Here is a 17,598-nt window from a genome sequence, read left to right on the forward strand (position 1 = left end):
AATTAACCGTTAACGACATCAGCAACAGCAAGCTCAAAGCGTGCTAAACCAGCTTTTATGTCATCATCAGAAATTACTAATGATGGTGTGAAGCGAACAACGTTCGTGCCAGCGACCAGTGCCATTAATCCATTCTTGGTGCTTGCAACTAAAAAGTCACGCGCACGCCCTGTGTAATCGTCATTTAAAACGGCACCGAGTAGCAACCCTTTTCCTCTGACTTCACTAAATACTTTAAACTTGTCATTGATGGCAGATAGGCCTTCACGGAAAAGTTGTTCTTTACGTTTAACATCGTCCAAAACAGACGGTGTATTTACCGTGTCAAAAGCAGCTTCAGCAACTGCGCAAGCGAGTGGATTACCGCCATAGGTTGAACCATGAGTACCTATTTTTAAATGTACAGCAATGTCTGTTGTGGTGATCATAGCGCCGATTGGAAAGCCACCACCTAGTGCTTTTGCGGTGGTTAAAATATCAGGTGTAACATTTAGCCCTTGATATGCGTATAAGTCGCCTGTACGACCTACGCCTGTTTGCACTTCGTCAAAAATAAGCAAAGCGTTGTGTTTGGAACAAAGAGCTCTCACCCCTTCGATAAAGTCTTTGTTAGGTGAAATGATACCGCCTTCGCCTTGCAATGGCTCCATCATTACGGCACAGGTAGTGTCACTAATTAGGGCTTCAAATGCGGCTAAATCATTGTAATCACAATGTACGATATCAGCAGGTTTAGGGCCAAAACCGTCAGAATAAGCGGCTTGTCCACCCACAGTCACAGTAAAGAATGTCCTACCATGAAAACCTTTATTAAAAGCAATAATTTGTGTTTTATGCTCACCGTGTTTATCAAGTGCAAACCTGCGAGCAAGCTTGAGTGCAGCTTCATTAGCTTCGGCACCTGAATTGGCAAAATATACTTTGTCAGCAAATGTTGCGTCGGTGATTTTTTTTGCGAGGCGAAGTGCAGGTTCATTTGTCATGACATTAGATAGGTGCCAAATTTTCTCCCCTTGCTCTTTTAGTGCATTAACTAAAGCAGGGTGGCAGTGACCCAAGCAGTTAACAGCGATACCACCTGCAAAATCGATATATTCATCGCCTTTTTGATCCCAAACTCGAGAGCCTTTACCTTTTACTGGGATAATTTCTGACGGGTTATAGTTAGGTACCATAACTTGATCGAATAATTCACGGTTAGCTTGCATGACAACTTCCTCTATTTTACTTCAACTACTATTGACCACTAAGCAAACGAATTTATGTGAAGACAACGTCTTTTGATAAAATTGTTTGGTAATGCAAAAGCGATTTTAGTGTTCAATACTGTATATGTTCTATTTATTAGGACCATTATTACTGGTAATGAAGTAAATATGCAGTGCAAAAATGTACAAAATGATTAAAATAAAAGTCAAAATAACGAAATTAATAGTCAATATGATAAATTCACACGATGAAAAGCTCATTGGTTTGTTACGAGGTAATGCACGTGCCAGTATTTCAGATTTAGCGAGAAACTTAGATGTCTCTCGTTCTACAGTGCAAAGTAGGTTACTAAAGCTTGAGCTGTCAGGGGTCATTAAAGGCTACAGTGTTGAATTTGGCGCAGCCTATATTGCGGGTTTAGTGTCTGCGCATGTATCAATCAAAGTGCGGCAAAAGCTCACTACTCAAACCACAATAGCTTTGAAGCATATCAATCAAGTCAGTGCGTTGTATGCCATTAGTGGGGAATACGATATGATTGCCCTAGTTGCAGCACAAAGCCTTGAGCAGCTTAACCATATATTAGATGATATTGGCAATTTAGATGGAGTCGAACGAACAAATTCATCGGTCGTTTTAGAAACAAAGTTTACCCGTTAAACTTTGGCTATTTACTGTCAGGTAACCAAATACTTGTTCCCGTTGAGGCAATATGATTGACATTGCCTTTGAGCACTTTAGTACCGACGTTGTGTGACGTTTCGGGGCGACTTACAAGATAGCCTTGAACACATCGGATCCCCATACTTTTGACTAGCTCGAACTGTTCAGCTTGCTCAACACCTTCAGCAACAATTTTAAGTCCAAGTTGGTTACCCAGCTCGCTGATTGAGTTCAGTATTTTATGATATTTCTGATTTTGACTGGCCTGTGTAATAAATAGTTTATCAATTTTAATAACATCAATTGGCAGGTCTGCAAGTGTGCTAAGCGAACTAAATCCAGTACCAAAATCATCAATCGCAATCGTTACACCCGCTCGGCGACAGGCCTCAAGTTGCTCGATGATTTCTTCACTGGCTGTGATAAGCGTTGATTCTGTAATTTCAAGCATCAGTGAACTGGCTGGCAGTCCTGTTTTTTCTAATGTTTGTTCAACCCATTTGGCGATTGGTCGGTGTTTTAACTGAATTCCAGATACATTGACTGAGATTTTGACCTTTTTCATTCCTGCATTGTGCCATGCCGACATTTGACGACATGACTCTAATAATATCCAATCCCCTAACTCCAAGATGAGGTTTGACTCTTCTGCAATCGGAATAAATTCAGCAGGGGGTATCAATCCTTCTATGGGATGATGCCAACGTATTAACGCTTCAAAGTAGTCAATTGCACAGTCTTCAACATGTACTATTGGTTGAAAAGATAAATGAAAGTTTTGCGATGCAATTGCAAGTCGTAACTCTTCTAATAGGTAGTGATAGCGACGGATTTTACTGCCCATTTCTGGAGAATAAACTTTGAAAATACCTCGACCGTCGGTTTTTGCTCTATACATCGCAACATCAGCCATTTGCAACAATGCGTGCGGGTGAGAAGCACTCTCTGGGTAGATAGCAATACCAATACTCGCGCCAATTTTAACTATTTTATTGCCGAGCACAAAATCTCTTTCGATTTCATTTAAAATAGTTTGTGACACGCGGGTACAAAAACTAGCATCTTCAATTTTGGGAATAAAAATTGAAAATTCATCCCCCCCTAAGCGAGATAAATTTTGTTCGAGGCCATGGATTGGGTGGATATCTTGAATATCATATTGCTTGACGATGCTGGACAAGCGGTTTGCAACTTGAATGAGAATTTCATCACCAAAGCTATGGCCAAATGAATCATTAACTTGTTTAAACCCATCTAAGTCAATAAATAGTAAGCCACAATGTTGGTGCTTTTTTTCGGCTTCTGTTAATTGAATATCTAGATGTTCTAGATAGGCATGGCGATCGATGAGCTGAGTTAATTTGTCTTGATATAGGTTGCTATCTGTTTGTAGTTTAATACGATCAACGTTATCTGCTATGACATGAACTGCATGGCTTATTTGCGCTAGTAATCCACCATGCTGCAAAATTTGAGTTTTGATATCAAGAGATTCAAGTAATTTAGTTAAGTCGGTGCGGACCAAGTTTAGCGCGATGCTATGCCTATATTTTTTCCGTTCAGCCCTAAACAGATAGATTAGTGTGAATATTAACATACAAAAACTCACCAAAGCAGTTGGCGATAACAATGTGGTTGTTAGTAATTCTGAGTTTTTAGCGAGTATTAAATTATCGTTATGCTTATCTAAAAGTACGAACGTGTCGTCTTGATAGGTGATAAACTGTTGACCAAATATGAATAGCTGATACCAAGGCGTTGGCATTTCTGAGCTTGAATGATCAGCAATTTCAACTAGTGATATATTATTAAATCCCAAGCGAGCATCGACGCAGGTCTTCGAAAAAAGTATGTTAAAAACATAGCCAAATAAAAACGTGCTCACTGCTAAAAAGCTTAATACTTTTAATGTTTTACTCATAATTGGCTAAATCCAGAACCTTAAATTAACTCGTGCTTTGACGTGACACCTTATTATACATATCTAAGCCATTAGAATTATAATCTTTTACACGCTTTTTTCCTTTATTTCAATTAAGTTTACTGCTTACCACGATTATTGCAAAAGGAATAAACAATACAATGATTGTAGTCAATCTTTAGATAAATTCACTTTACATGAGAAGAGTTCTCACCTAATTTTTAATAACTCTCACAATTTGGTCTATGTTTTGCTAATTATACTAGCAAGAATGAAAATTTAGACTTAAATGGTATTAAATAGCACCTAGTTGGTGCAAATACTGAACTATTGCACTGTCATAAAGCATAAATATTGTTTTGTTGTAATGTGCAATGATGCCCACCGTTTCCGATTGTTGAGTAGTTAAAAGCACGGCGCAGGGGCAAGGACGTAATTACCCAAAACGATTTATTTGGAGCCTGCTATGTTAACAAAACGTTTTTTTAAAACAAAAGACGAAGCTGAAGTCACATTCGCATTTTCTCACCCTGAAGCAAAAAAAGTGCAACTGGTTGCTGAGTTTACAGATTGGGAACCCGTGACGATGAAGTTTAATAAAAAGGAACGGACGTTTAAGAGTAAATATCGCTTACCAACAGATAAACAGTTCCATTTTAGATATTTGATTGATGGAGAGCTATGGGATAACGACCACAAAGCAGATGCTTATGTTACCAATAGTTTTGGTACACAAAATAGTGTGGTAAATACCCAAAAAACAGCGCTGTAGATACAAATGAGTGGATTACAGCAATTATTTTACTTGCATGGTGTTGGCTACGACTATGTTAAGTACACCGGTGAGCATGTCATTTTTGATCAAAATACCCGTAGCCAAGCGTTACAGGCTTGCGGCATTGATACCAACGATGAGCAAATTATCGCTGAGTTAAATTATCAGCTAGACGTGGTTCAGTGGCAATCGGTAGTACCTGAAGTCAGCTTAGTTGATGCTCAGTGTAGTACACTGAGCATCAAAGTACCTGCGCATAACAGAGTTACACACGGCGTCATATCAGTTCGAACTATCAACTACGAGCATAATTTTGATACTGCGCATTTAAAAGTTACCGGTGAATATTATTATGACAATATAACGTATTTGGAACTAGAGGTACCATTGCCACCGATGCCTATTGGCTATCATGATGCTGTTATTTCGTTACCTTGGGGTCAATATAATACTCAAATCTGGTCTACTCCAAACCAATGTTTCAATCCCATAGAAAAAAAGCAATTAGGGATATCAGTCCAACTGTATACGCTAAAAAGCGAGAGAAATTTGGGGATAGGGGACTTTTTAGACCTCGAAGCGTTAATTATTGCCTGTGCTAAATCAGGCTGCGACTTTGTCTTGCTTAACCCTCTGCACTTATTGTTTCCAGATGAGCCAGATAGAGCCAGCCCATATAGCCCAAACCATAGGGGATTAATTAATCCACTTTATATTTCATTAGATAACTGCCGTTGGGCACATGACAGTGATGAATATAACGCACAGTTAGAAGCTGCGTCCAAGCTTTTAGAAACTCAAAAGCAAGAACAATACATTAATTATAGCTTGATTAGTGACGTTAAACATTCAGTTCTACAGGGACTATATAAAGGGTTTAAGTCTCATGCACCCGAGGATTTAAAAACACAATTCATTTGCTATCAATCTGAGCAAAGCTCTTTGCTGACAGGCTTAAAGGGAGCGGGCTTCGCTGTTTTTTGCCAATGGCTTGCCTCAAGACAACTGCAGAGGTGTCAAGAAGTTGCAAAGCGAAGTGGGATGTCGGTTGGGTTAATAAATGACTTAGCGGTAGGTTGTGCAGAAGATGGCATTGAATATACAGAAAATAGTCAATTATATGCTGGAAATGCAAATGTTGGCGCGCCACCGGACCCTTGGGCTGAAGGGGGACAAAATTGGGGATTGCCCGCTTTAGATCCGGTGAAGATTAAACATAACCAGTTTAGTTTTTTTAAAACATTAGTGCGAAGTAATTTAAATTATGTAGGTGGACTGCGCATCGATCACGTAATGGCATTGCGCCGGCTTTGGTGGTGTTTACAAGTAGAGCAGGAACAAAGTGGTTGTTATGTTTATTACCCCTTTGAACATTTAATGGCGATATTGAAAATCGAGTCAAATATTGCTCAGAGCATGATCATTGGAGAAGACCTCGGGGTTGTGCCGCCAGAGGTGGTTACTTCAATGAAAGAAGCGTCATTATTTGGAAATATTCTTTTCTATTTTGAAAAAGACCATCATGGAAACTTTGTACCACGTGATTGTTTGCGTGAAGATACGATTTTGATGGTTGCTAATCATGATGTTCCTCCATTTAAGGGCTGGTGGTACGGTGATGATTTGCAACTTAAGTACACTTACAATTTGATCACAGAGCGTGAATTCGGTACCGAGCAACAGAAACGAAGTGTTGAGCGGCAACGATTGTTAACCTGGCTATCAGAACATGGCAAAAATGGTCTGACGCAAAGTAGTGAGTCGGGTGCGATTTATCAGGCGTTACTGATTGTATTGGCAAGTTCACCATCTAAACTCCTTTGCCTTCAACTCGATGATTTAGATTTTCAATCATTACCAGTAAATATACCAGGCACAGATAAAGAGTACCCTAATTGGCGAAGACGTTTGACGCATTCAATTGACGATATTTTTGCGGAACACGCCCATTTCATTAAAAATTTAACGGATATTAGGACAGGTCATGAATAGCATATTAAAACCAACCAATAAGATACATGACTATTCAGCGCAGCTGGCAGCACTCCAAGCAGGGGTATTTGGTGACCCATTCTCGTTTTTAGGAGCGCATAAACTCAGTGATACAGAGTACGAAGTACGCGTTTATTTGCCGAGTGCGAAGCACGTTTCGTTAGTAGGAAAAAACCATAAATCCGTATTTAAACGTTATGTGAACAGTGATTTATTTTTAGTAAGAGTGAATAAAGATGATCTGCCAATTCCGTACAAGCTAGATGTGGCATATGCAGACCAAACAGTTTTAAAAGACGATGTCTATCGTTTCGGTAGTAGCTTAAGTGACAGTGTATTGTACTTATTTAATGAGGGGACACTGGAGCATGCATATCGCCATCTTGGCGCCCATTTTGTCTCTCATGAAAATGTAAGTGGTGTACGATTTGCTGTGTGGGCTCCGAATGCACAAAGTATTTCGGTCATTGGCGAGTTTAATTGTTGGCAGCGAACAGAGCATTTCATGCGTAAGCATCCAGCCAGTGGTATTTGGGAATTGTTTATACCAGCACTGAACGCAGGGCAAATATACAAGTATTCCGTTGTTGACAGTTACGGGAATGTGAATGATAGAGCGGACCCTTTTGCTTTTAAGATGCAACAAGCGCCAGGTACCGCCTCTGTGATACAGCCTTTGACCGTAAGAAAAAAACCTTCATCTAAGCAGTTAAACAGCAGAGCTAAACGGAATAAAATTGACGCCCCTATTAGCATTTATGAAGTGCAGCTTGGTTCATGGAAACGCCGCGCTGAAGAGGGTAATCGCTTTTTAACCTATCGCGAATTAGCGGATGATTTGCTTCCTTATGTAAAGAACTTAGGCTTTACACATTTGCAGTTAATGCCTGTGAGTGAATACCCTTTCGATGGGTCATGGGGCTATCAACCAGTTGGTTTATTCTCGCCGACAAGCCGTTTTGGGAGTTACGATGATTTCGTTTACTTTGTTGAACGGTGTGAAGATGAAAATCTAGGGCTTTTAATCGACTGGGTGCCAGGGCACTTTCCTTCAGATCCACACGGTTTACATAAATTTGATGGCACACATTTATACGAGCATGCTGACGTTAGGCAAGGTTTCCACCCAGACTGGAATACCTATATTTATAATTACGATCGACCAGAAGTAAAGAGCTTCCTGCTTGCAAATGCGATGTATTGGCTTAGCGAGTTTAACCTCGATGGGTTACGGGTGGATGCTGTCGCATCAATGCTTTACTTAGACTACAGTCGTAATGATGGTGAATGGATTGCAAATAAACATGGCGGACGTGAAAATCTAGGCGCAATTGCATGTATTCAAGACGTAAATAGTCGATGTTACGGACACAACCCAAATATTATGATGGTTGCAGAAGAGTCAACAGCATGGCCAGGCGTCACCAATAGTGTTAACAATAACGGGTTAGGCTTCGGGTTCAAGTGGAATATGGGGTGGATGAATGACAGTTTAAATTATGTCAGTCGCGACCCCATTCATCGCCGTTATCATCATCATGAAATGACATTCTCTATGGCGTACGCTTATTCTGAAAACTATATCTTGCCACTTAGTCATGATGAAGTCGTTCATCGCAAAGGGGCATTGTTGAGTAAAATGCCCGGAGATGATTGGCAACAGTTTGCAACATTGAGAGCGTATTACGGTTTTATGTATGCACATCCGGGTAAAAAGCTGTTGTTTATGGGGAGTGAATTGGCACCTCGGTCAGAATGGGATCACAATCAAGGCTTAGATTGGCAATTACTTGATTCAGCAGCTCATTCGGGAATACAAGCAACGGTCAAATTATTAAATCACGTCTATAAAAAACAAAGCGCATTGCATGAATGCGATAACTCACCAGCGGGCTTTCAGTGGATTGATGGTGATAATGCGGAGCAAAGTATCTTTAGCTTTGCCAGATATGGTCATTCTAAAGATGATCTTATTGTGGTCATTAGTCACTTTACCCCTCAAGTGTTTCACCAGTACAGAGTTGGCGTACCGCAGCGAGGTGTGTATGAAGTTATCTTAAATACAGATGATGAAAACCTGCATGGCTCTGGCGTGAAGGCTGTTGCAGCGAAACAGCAATTAATTGAATCAACGTCAACCCCTGCGCATGGCTTCGACAATAGTATTGTGCTTACAATTCCTCCTTTAGCCACTGTGTACTTAAAGCGAATTACGGGTTAACCAATGTTAAATTCATGTCGTGGCAACTGTGTGCGTTTTGGTAGTGTAGTAAAAGAATCTGGCGTAAATTTTGCGGTGTTTGCGCCGTATGCTACCCAAGTTTATTTGTGTCTTTTTGATACAAGTGGTCACTCGCAAATTGCAATGATCGAGATGTATTTGCATGAGGGAGGCAGTTGGAGCGTATTTGTTGAGCCATTGAGAGAAAATACCCTCTATGGATATCGCGTGGATGGTGATTATGACCCGAATACAGGGAGATTATTTAACGTACATAAATTACTGATGGACCCATATAGTAAAGACTTCTTTGGGGAATTTATGTGGAGTGAACGGCATTTCTGTCATATGCCAGTAGGGACATTGAGTACTTTGGATAACGCCATTGATATGCCTAAATCTAAAGTGAGCAATATATCTAAGTATGTGGAAGAGCGACCAAATCATGCATGGTCAAAAACGGTTATTTATGAGTGTCATGTTAAAGGCGCAACCTTTAAGCACCCTGACGTTAACCCTGCATTTCGAGGTAAATTTTTAGGACTCTCAGACCCAGCATTTATACGTCATATCAAACGTCTAGGGATAACAACGCTAGAGTTATTGCCTGTGCATGCATTTGTGAGTGAGCAATTTCTTATCACAAAAGGGCTGCGGAACTACTGGGGCTATAACACGCTAAGTTATTTCACACCTCATAAGTCTTACTTGGTAGACAATGATATAACTGAGTTCCAACGTATGATGGCGACCTTACATGAGGTTGGAATTGAAGTCATCTTAGATGTGGTTTTCAACCATACTGCAGAAGCTGGAATTGATGGTCCGACTTTGTCATTAAAGGGGTTAAATAATCTTGGGTACTATCGACATGTATTAGGGGAGCCCAGTGTATATATTAATGACACCGGGTGCGGAAATACTCTCAACATTGACGATCCACAAACATTACGATTGGTTTTAGATAGTTTGCGATATTGGGTCGAAGTAATGGGCGTCGATGGGTTTAGATTTGACTTAGCCACCATTTTAGCACGCACAGAACATGGTTTTAATGCACGACATGCATTTATGCATGCGGTGTTACAAGATCCTGTTTTGAGTAGTGCAAAGCTCATTGCTGAGCCTTGGGATATTGGTCCTGGAGGGTATCAGTTAGGGGCTTTTTTGCCACCATGGCGAGAATGGAATGATAAATATAGGGATACTGTTAGGCGTTTTTGGCGCCAAGACGAAGGTGTGTTGCCTGAATTAGCTAAGCGTGTACATGGCTCAAATGACATATTTGAACACAATCGGCGGGGTCCTTTAAACTCAATAAACTTTGTAACGAGTCATGATGGATACACGTTAGCGGATTGGGTGAGTTACGAAAATAAGCATAACCTCGCTAATGGCGAAGTGAATCGAGACGGACATAGTGAGAATTATTCGTTCAATTGCGGTGCTGAGGGATTTTCTACCGATATGAAAATAAGTAGCTTAAGGCTAAAAATGCAAAAAAATGCATTGGCCACGCTACTTTTATCTAAAGGGGTGCCAATGCTTGCAGCTGGTACTGAATTTTCTCATTCTCAAGGCGGTAATAACAATGCTTATTGCCAAGATAATCGAACGAACTGGTTAGCGTGGAAATCATCTCAGCAGGATCATGAATTGACGTTCTTTATTCAAGATTTATTGGCGATTAGAAAACAATTTAGTGTTTTTCAACATCCTTTCTATGTTCACTCTGATGATAGTCGATTCTCGGTAAGTTGGCTTGATGAAAATGGCGAACAAATGAAGGAGTCTGATTGGCATAGCGAAGGGCGAAAGTGGCTTTTATATTCAATTCAAGATCGCCAATTAGAGGAGGCATTGTTTATTGTATTTAATGCGCATGATGCTTGTTTAGACGCAAGATTACCCAGCGCACCGTTTTCAAAACATTGGCAACTTGCATTAAGTAGTTGTGATTCAGCCAAATATGATAATGCACAAAGTATGTGCACAATCTCAGCCCAATCAAGTTGGGTATTTACATCGCTAAAAGAGGGAAACATACATGGCTAATAAAGGCACAAATGTATGCGTCGTAAAACACTGGCAAGATGCACCTAAGTTAGATGAAAGTACATTGAACGATGATTTAACACGTCATTTCTATTATACCTTAGGCCGCGACCGAGTGGGTGAGTCACAACTGTATCTCTACCATGCCTTGGCATTGACAATTAAAGACCGCATGGTTGCTCGATGTAGGGCAACTAATTTGCATCTAACGTCAAAAAAAACACGTAAAGCAGCGTACTTATCTCTTGAATTTTTAATGGGGAGAGCGCTGGGTAATGCGGTACTTAATTTAGATCTACAAGAGTCCACGGCGCTTGCACTTAAGCAATATTGCAGCGAGCTAGAAATTGTTGCTGAGGCTGAGCATGATGCCGGACTTGGCAATGGCGGGTTAGGTCGCTTAGCAGCTTGTTTTTTAGATAGTTGCGCGAGTCTTGCGTTACCCGTAATAGGATATGGGATTCGATATGAGTATGGCATGTTTAACCAAAGTATTGAAAAGGGGCATCAGATTGAACAGCCTGATAATTGGTTAAGAGAGGGGCATCCTTGGGAGTTGAGTGCGCCTGATCAAGCTTCTAGAGTTAAGTTTTTTGGTCGAGTTGACAGTTATAAGAGTAAGCAAGGGCGAAATGTTCGTTGCTGGGTAGACACTCAAGATGTACTCGCAGTGCCGTACGATGTGCCTATCCCTGGTTATAAAAATGGGGTTGTTAACACATTACGGTTATGGAAATCGGAAGCAACAGATGAATTTGACTTAAATGAGTTTAATGCGGGTAGTTATTCTGAAGCTGTGGCCCGTAAAAATATGGCTGAACAGATCACCATGGTTTTGTATCCTAATGACAGTAGTGAGAACGGCAAAGAATTACGTTTACGTCAACAGTACTTTTTATCAAGTGCGAGTTTACAAGACATACTTAATAAATGGGTAGGCCAGTATGGTGCGGAGTTTTCAGATTTCGCGAAATACCATGTGTTTCAATTAAACGATACGCATCCGAGTATTGCTGTTGCCGAGTTGATGCGTTTATTGGTTGATGAATATGATATTGACTGGGATAAAGCTTGGTCCATTACTACAAGTACCATGGCATATACTAACCATACGCTATTACCAGAGGCGTTAGAACGTTGGTCAGTGCCTTTATTTAGCAAATTATTACCTAGATTACTTGAAATTATTTACGAAATTAATGCTAGGTTTTTAGCTGAGGTCGCATTGCAGTGGCCTGGTGATATAGATAAGCAAAGAGAGCTATCTTTAATAGAAGAAGGGGATGTGCCACAGGTTCGTATGGCGTATTTAGCAATTGTTGGAAGTTACTCGATAAATGGGGTCGCTGCACTCCATACGCAATTGCTTAAGGCTGGCTTATTTAAAACATTTTATGAATTATGGCCTGGCAAATTTAATAATAAAACAAATGGCGTCACACCTAGGCGTTGGTTGGCTCATTGTAACCCAGCTTTAAGTGAGTTAATCACGAGTAAAATAGGTGATGAATGGGTTGCTGATTTTAGTCAAATTGAGAAAGTGAGACGTTACTACGATGACAAAACCTTTCATAAGCAGTGGCAACAAGTTAAGTATCAAAATAAGGAAAGGCTAAGTGCTTTAGTAAAAGCGCGCTGTGGTGTTGAGTTTGATCCGACGATGATGTTTGATGTTCAAGTTAAGCGCATACATGAATATAAGCGGCAACTTCTCAATGTATTACATGTGATCCACTTATATGACCGAATTTGTAGAGGTGATGTAGAAGGCTTTACTCCACGTTGTGTATTAATTGGTGGGAAAGCTGCGCCTGGGTATTACATGGCGAAGAAAGTTATTAAGCTCATTAACAATGTAGCTGATGTCGTTAATCAGGATAAGCGTGCAGCTGGACTGTTACGAGTGGCATTTATCCCCAACTATAACGTTACCGCAATGGAAACAATTTGTGCGGCAACGGATTTATCTGAGCAAATATCAACTGCGGGCAAAGAAGCTTCTGGCACAGGTAACATGAAGTTCATGATGAATGGCGCGATAACAATAGGCACCTTAGATGGGGCAAATATTGAAATTAGAGAGCAAGTTGGTGCAGATAACTTTTTCTTATTTGGTGCACAAGCAGAACACACTGATCAGATCCGCAGTAATTATGACCCCGTTTCAATTATTGCTGAAGATGAAAACTTAAAACGAGTCATTGCATTACTTGAAAGTGGTCATTTTAACTTGTTTGAACCACATATATTTGACGATGTGATAAATGCCATTAAATGTTCTACCGATCCTTGGCTTGTCGCACATGACTTTGCAAGTTACGTAGATGCACAAAACCTCGCATCTAAAACGTATCAAGATAGTAAAACGTGGACACGAATTAGTATTTTAAATACGGCGGCCAGTGGAAACTTTTCTAGTGACCGAACAATTTCACAATATAGTAATGAAATTTGGCGACTTGAGCCAATGCAATAGCCCTGCAAGGATATATGGAGAAGATGAATGCCTAGTTACGCAAACCGCTACATAAGTAGTTTAACAAGAGAGACATACGCCCTTATTTTGGCTGGTGGCCGAGGTTCACGTTTGCATGAGCTGACAAATTGGCGCGCTAAACCAGCGGTTTATTTTGGTGGTAAGCACAGAATTATTGATTTCCCTCTGTCAAATTGTATCAACTCAGGGATCCGTAGAGTGGGTATTGCAACTCAATACAAGTCGCACTCTTTGATACGTCATGTAAATAGAGCCTGGGGCCACTTCAAAAAAGAATTGGGAGAGTCTGTTGAGATATTGCCCGCATCACAGCGATATGGAGATGAGTGGTACTGCGGTACTGCGGACGCCGTATTTCAAAATATGGATATTATTCGTCATGAGCTACCGAAGTATGTGATGATCTTATCAGGCGATCATGTTTATAGAATGGATTATGGTGCGCTGTTAGCGAAGCATGTTGAAACCGGTGCAGATATGACGGTGTGTTGTATTGAAGTTGAATGTGAAGAAGCTGCCAACACGTTCGGTGTTATGACAGTGGACAAAGATAAGCGTGTTAGAAGGTTTGATGAAAAACCTGCTGAGCCATCATCGATACCGGGCAAAGAGGGTATATGTTTAGCTTCAATGGGGAACTATGTGTTCAATACGGAATTTTTATTTGAGCAATTAAAGCAAGATGCTGAAAGAGAAGGTTCTGGTCGCGACTTTGGACATGATATTATTCCCGCTATTATTGAAGAACATAATGTTTTTGCATTTCCGTTTAGAGATCCTAGTCATGAAGGACAACCCTATTGGCGTGATGTGGGTACTATAGATTCATTTTGGGAAGCCAATATGGAGTTGGTGTCACCAGAGCCTCAATTAGACTTGTATGATCCGACATGGCCAATTTGGACTTACCAAGAGCAATTGCCACCGGCGAAATTTATATTCGATGATGAAGAACGCAGAGGTATGGCTGTAGACTCGACGGTATCTGGTGGTTGTATTATTTCAGGGTCAGTGGTTAGGAAATCGTTGTTGTTCTCTAATGTTCACGTGCATTCATTTTGCGAAATTGAAGGTGCAGTGCTATTACCTGGCGCGATAGTTGAGAGACATTGTAAAATTCGTAATGCTATTGTAGACCGAGGGTGTCATCTACCTGAAGGGTTAGTATTAGGTTTTGATGCGGACGAAGATCGCAAAAATGGCTTCCGTGTGTCTAATAAAGGTATAGTATTGGTAACACGAGAAATGCTAGTGGCGTATAGTCAGCATAAAGAACAAGAAGCGTCCAAGCTTAAAACAGCGTAGTAAGGCGAAATATGCGGGTATTAATGGTTGCAGCGGAGAATGACCGCTTACCAAAATGTAAAGTGGGAGGGGTAGCCGATGTTATTCGAGATATCCCTTACGCATTAGCAAAGCACGAAGTTGAAGCACTAGTAGTTGTGCCTGATTATGGTCAAAATGATCTAAATAGAACTTTTGTAGGTGATATCGCAGTACCATTTAGGCAACACTTGGAAACTGCGACTTTATGGGAAGTCGAGCGAGGCGAGGGGGTAATACAATATGTTATTTCCCACTCCCTCTTTAGTGCTCATGGTGGGTCAATTTATTGTAATGATGATGAGCAACGTCCATTTGCAACTGATGCGAGCAAGTTTGCTTTTTTTAGTGCTGCCGTAAGTGAAGCGATAGAGCATGGTCTATTCCAGAAACTCGATGTATTGCATCTACATGATTGGCATGCAGCATGTGTTGCAGTCTTGAAAGAGTTTAGCCCTCGTTTTGTTCGATTGAAGACATTAAGAACTATTTATACGGTGCATAATTTGGCATTACAGGGGATCAGGCCGTTTAAGCATGATGAGTCGAGCCTAGAGGCTTGGTTTCCTACATTAAGTTATGATGGACAAATGCTGTGCGATCATCAGTACCCTCATTGCTTTAATCCAATGCGCAGTGCAATCACATTGTGCGATAAAGTGCATGTTGTTTCACCTAATTATAGTAATGAAGTATTGCGTAGTAGTGAACCTGACAGAGGTTTCTTTGGTGGGGAGGGACTAGAGCATGATATGCAGATAGCCAACCGCTATGGGAAGTTGGTCGGGATCTTAAATGGATGTGAATACCCTCATAAGCAAGACTCAAAAGGTGATCAAACGACGTTTCTCAATGCGAGTGAAGCACTTTTGTTTGAGTGGATGGCAAGCTTGCCGCAATTGTCTTCTAACCACTATCTTGCGCATCAGCGGATCAAGCAGTGGCGAGAAGTTCAAGAGCAAGGGCCTGTTGTCACGAGTGTCGGGAGATTGACAGATCAAAAAGCATTACTTTTGAGGCAGGAGGTAAACACTGGGGTTTTATTGGATGAACTCTCAAGTATCGCTGCTAAAATAGGGGGACGAATCATAGTTTTGGGCTCTGGCGATACTAACTTAGAGTTTACTTTTACTCAAGTGATGGCTCGAAACGAGAATTTACTGTTTTTAAATGGATATGGGCAGCATTTAGGAGATATGCTTTATGAACTCGGAGATTTGTTTTTGATGCCAAGCTCGTTTGAACCATGTGGCATTAGCCAAATGCTGGCAATGCGGGCAGGACAACCCTGTTTGGTGCACAAAGTGGGTGGTCTCAGCGATACAGTCGTTCATTGTGAAAGTGGTTTTGTATTTGAAGGGGAAGACTTGGATAAACAACAAAGTGCATTAATTAGTACGTTTACTTCAACACTGGCAATGTATGATGAGGATAATGAAAAATACAACCAAATACGCGAGTGTGCACGAACACAGCGTTTTGAATGGCATAATGTAGCGAAAGATTATATTAATTTACTTTATTCCACTACGTAAAATTCAGTAAGTATATCTTTAAAAAGCAGGCCTATGGCCTGCTTTTTGTCATTTGGCTGCTATATTTATGCGAGGGTAATTTTAGTAATCTCTTTGTTCTATATGATTTTTAATCATTTATGGTTAAAATAAGTGTATCATTGCAAACCAAAGTACTATCTCCTGGGTAGTGATCAGCAAGGAGCCACCATTTGAAGGTATTTGTAGCTAGGCAAGCTATTTTTAATCGAAAAAAACAGGTTGTTGCATACGAGCTGTTATTTAGAGATGGGACGAGTAATAGCTTTCCTAATGTGAGTGATGATGCTGCAACCGCAAAATTGATCATGGATAACCAACTCAATCTTGGAACGCGTTATCTTACATCAGGTAAAAAAGCGCTCATTAATATAGGTCCAGACTCTTTAACGCAGGAGTTGGCGCAATTTTTACCTGCGCACGACGTTATCTTGGAGCTGCTAGAAACGATAGAACCAACAGCTGAAAATTATGAATTAGTAAGAACGCTTTTCCACAGTGACTATCGTTTGGCGCTTGATGACTTCGAGTACACCAAAGATTGGGAACCTTTTCTTAAACTGGTAAGACTCGTTAAGTTTGATATTATGCAAAGCCCTTTATCAAGCATTGAACCTTTGGTTAATAACTTTAAACGTCGAAAGAATATGAAGTTACTGGCGGAAAAGGTTGAAACGGAAGAGGAGTTTAAGCAAGCATATGCTATGGGTTTTCATTTTTTTCAAGGATACTTTTTCGCAAAACCGAAAGTCATAGAACAGAATGACATTGAAATTAACTATGCTGTTGCAATGTTGATTTATGCAGAGGTGCTTAAACCTCATATGAATATGGTACGGGTGGCTGAATTATTTGCACAAGATACAGCGTTAGCATACAAATTACTTCGTTTATTAAACTCAGGGGTGTTTCCTATAAAAAACAAAATAGAGTCTCTTAAACAAGCATTAGTGTATTTAGGTAATGAACGAACGAAGAAGTTTGTGGGACTGATTATGACTGCACATATCGCAGAAGGTAAGCCAACAGAGCTAACTCGGCTGAGTATTGTTAGATCGCGGTTTTGTGAGTTAATCGCGAGAAAACTAAGTCCTAATATGGCCGGCATGAGTTTTTTAACTGGCTTATTTTCGTTACTCGATGCGATATTGGATAAGCCAATGACACAAGTTATTAATCGCTTACCGTTTCCCGAGGCGCTTAGGGATGCGCTAATCGGTGAGCCCAATATTCTTTATTACATACTGAATGTAGTTAAAGCGTATGAATCGGGAAGTTGGTGGCATTTGCAAGAGGCGTGTACCTTACTTAACTTGGAAGATACTTGCTTACCAGATTTTCACGCTTCAGCGATTAGTTGGGCTGATATGTATAAAGATAGAGTGTGAG

Annotated in this window: 11 protein-coding genes; 9 read left to right on the plus strand and 2 right to left on the minus strand. The window is 40.5% G+C overall.

All coding sequences use genetic code 11. The features are described from left to right. Positions 1-2 precede the first annotated feature (2 nt). A complete protein-coding gene (locus tag J8L97_RS06030) occupies positions 3-1,208 on the minus strand; it encodes an aspartate aminotransferase family protein (protein WP_211048239.1) in 1,206 nt (401 codons plus the stop codon). 232 nt (positions 1,209-1,440) lie between these two features. Between J8L97_RS06030 and J8L97_RS06035 the strand changes: the two genes are divergently transcribed. Next, positions 1,441-1,869, plus strand: a complete 429-nt coding sequence (locus J8L97_RS06035; RefSeq protein WP_211048240.1) for an Lrp/AsnC family transcriptional regulator — start codon at positions 1,441-1,443, stop codon at positions 1,867-1,869. Positions 1,870-1,876: 7 nt separating this feature from the next. Here J8L97_RS06035 and J8L97_RS06040 read toward each other — a convergent pair whose 3' ends face one another. Beyond that, the gene (locus J8L97_RS06040; protein WP_211048241.1) at positions 1,877-3,793 is read right to left on the minus strand and encodes a bifunctional diguanylate cyclase/phosphodiesterase; all 1,917 of its coding nucleotides are present in this window, start codon (positions 3,791-3,793) and stop codon (positions 1,877-1,879) included. Positions 3,794-4,259: 466 nt separating this feature from the next. On the opposite strand from J8L97_RS06040, the gene J8L97_RS06045 reads away from it, so the two are divergent. The 8 genes from J8L97_RS06045 to J8L97_RS06080 all read left to right on the plus strand — a co-directional run bounded on the left by J8L97_RS06045 (position 4,260) and on the right by J8L97_RS06080 (position 17,597). Then, positions 4,260-4,565, plus strand: coding sequence for an isoamylase early set domain-containing protein (locus J8L97_RS06045; RefSeq protein WP_192510128.1), 306 nt, complete (start codon positions 4,260-4,262; stop codon positions 4,563-4,565). A 6-nt stretch (positions 4,566-4,571) separates the two neighbouring features. Then, a complete protein-coding gene (malQ, locus tag J8L97_RS06050; RefSeq protein ID WP_211048242.1) occupies positions 4,572-6,560 on the plus strand; it encodes a 4-alpha-glucanotransferase in 1,989 nt (662 codons plus the stop codon). Next, positions 6,553-8,781, plus strand: coding sequence for a 1,4-alpha-glucan branching protein GlgB (gene glgB / locus J8L97_RS06055; protein ID WP_211048243.1), 2,229 nt, complete (start codon positions 6,553-6,555; stop codon positions 8,779-8,781). Before malQ ends, glgB begins: the two co-directional genes overlap by 8 nt. A 3-nt stretch (positions 8,782-8,784) precedes the next feature. After that, positions 8,785-10,836 (plus strand): glycogen debranching protein GlgX, encoded by a 2,052-nt coding sequence (gene glgX, locus J8L97_RS06060; protein ID WP_211048244.1) that lies wholly within the window; start codon positions 8,785-8,787, stop codon positions 10,834-10,836. Continuing rightward, a complete protein-coding gene (locus J8L97_RS06065; protein ID WP_211048245.1) occupies positions 10,829-13,312 on the plus strand; it encodes a glycogen/starch/alpha-glucan phosphorylase in 2,484 nt (827 codons plus the stop codon). The genes glgX and J8L97_RS06065 overlap by 8 nt, the downstream gene beginning before the upstream one ends. 27 nt (positions 13,313-13,339) lie before the next feature. Continuing rightward, positions 13,340-14,638 (plus strand): glucose-1-phosphate adenylyltransferase, encoded by a 1,299-nt coding sequence (gene glgC, locus J8L97_RS06070; RefSeq protein WP_211048246.1) that lies wholly within the window; start codon positions 13,340-13,342, stop codon positions 14,636-14,638. 11 nt (positions 14,639-14,649) lie between these two features. Continuing rightward, entirely contained in the window at positions 14,650-16,191 is a 1,542-nt protein-coding gene (locus J8L97_RS06075; protein ID WP_211048247.1) for a glycogen synthase, read from the plus strand. 191 nt (positions 16,192-16,382) lie between these two features. After that, a complete protein-coding gene (locus J8L97_RS06080; protein WP_210994867.1) occupies positions 16,383-17,597 on the plus strand; it encodes an EAL and HDOD domain-containing protein in 1,215 nt (404 codons plus the stop codon). Position 17,598: the final 1 nt, after the last annotated feature.

This window comes from Pseudoalteromonas sp. MMG012 (assembly GCF_018100875.1).
In the GTDB taxonomy this organism is placed as follows: domain Bacteria; phylum Pseudomonadota; class Gammaproteobacteria; order Enterobacterales; family Alteromonadaceae; genus Pseudoalteromonas; species Pseudoalteromonas aurantia.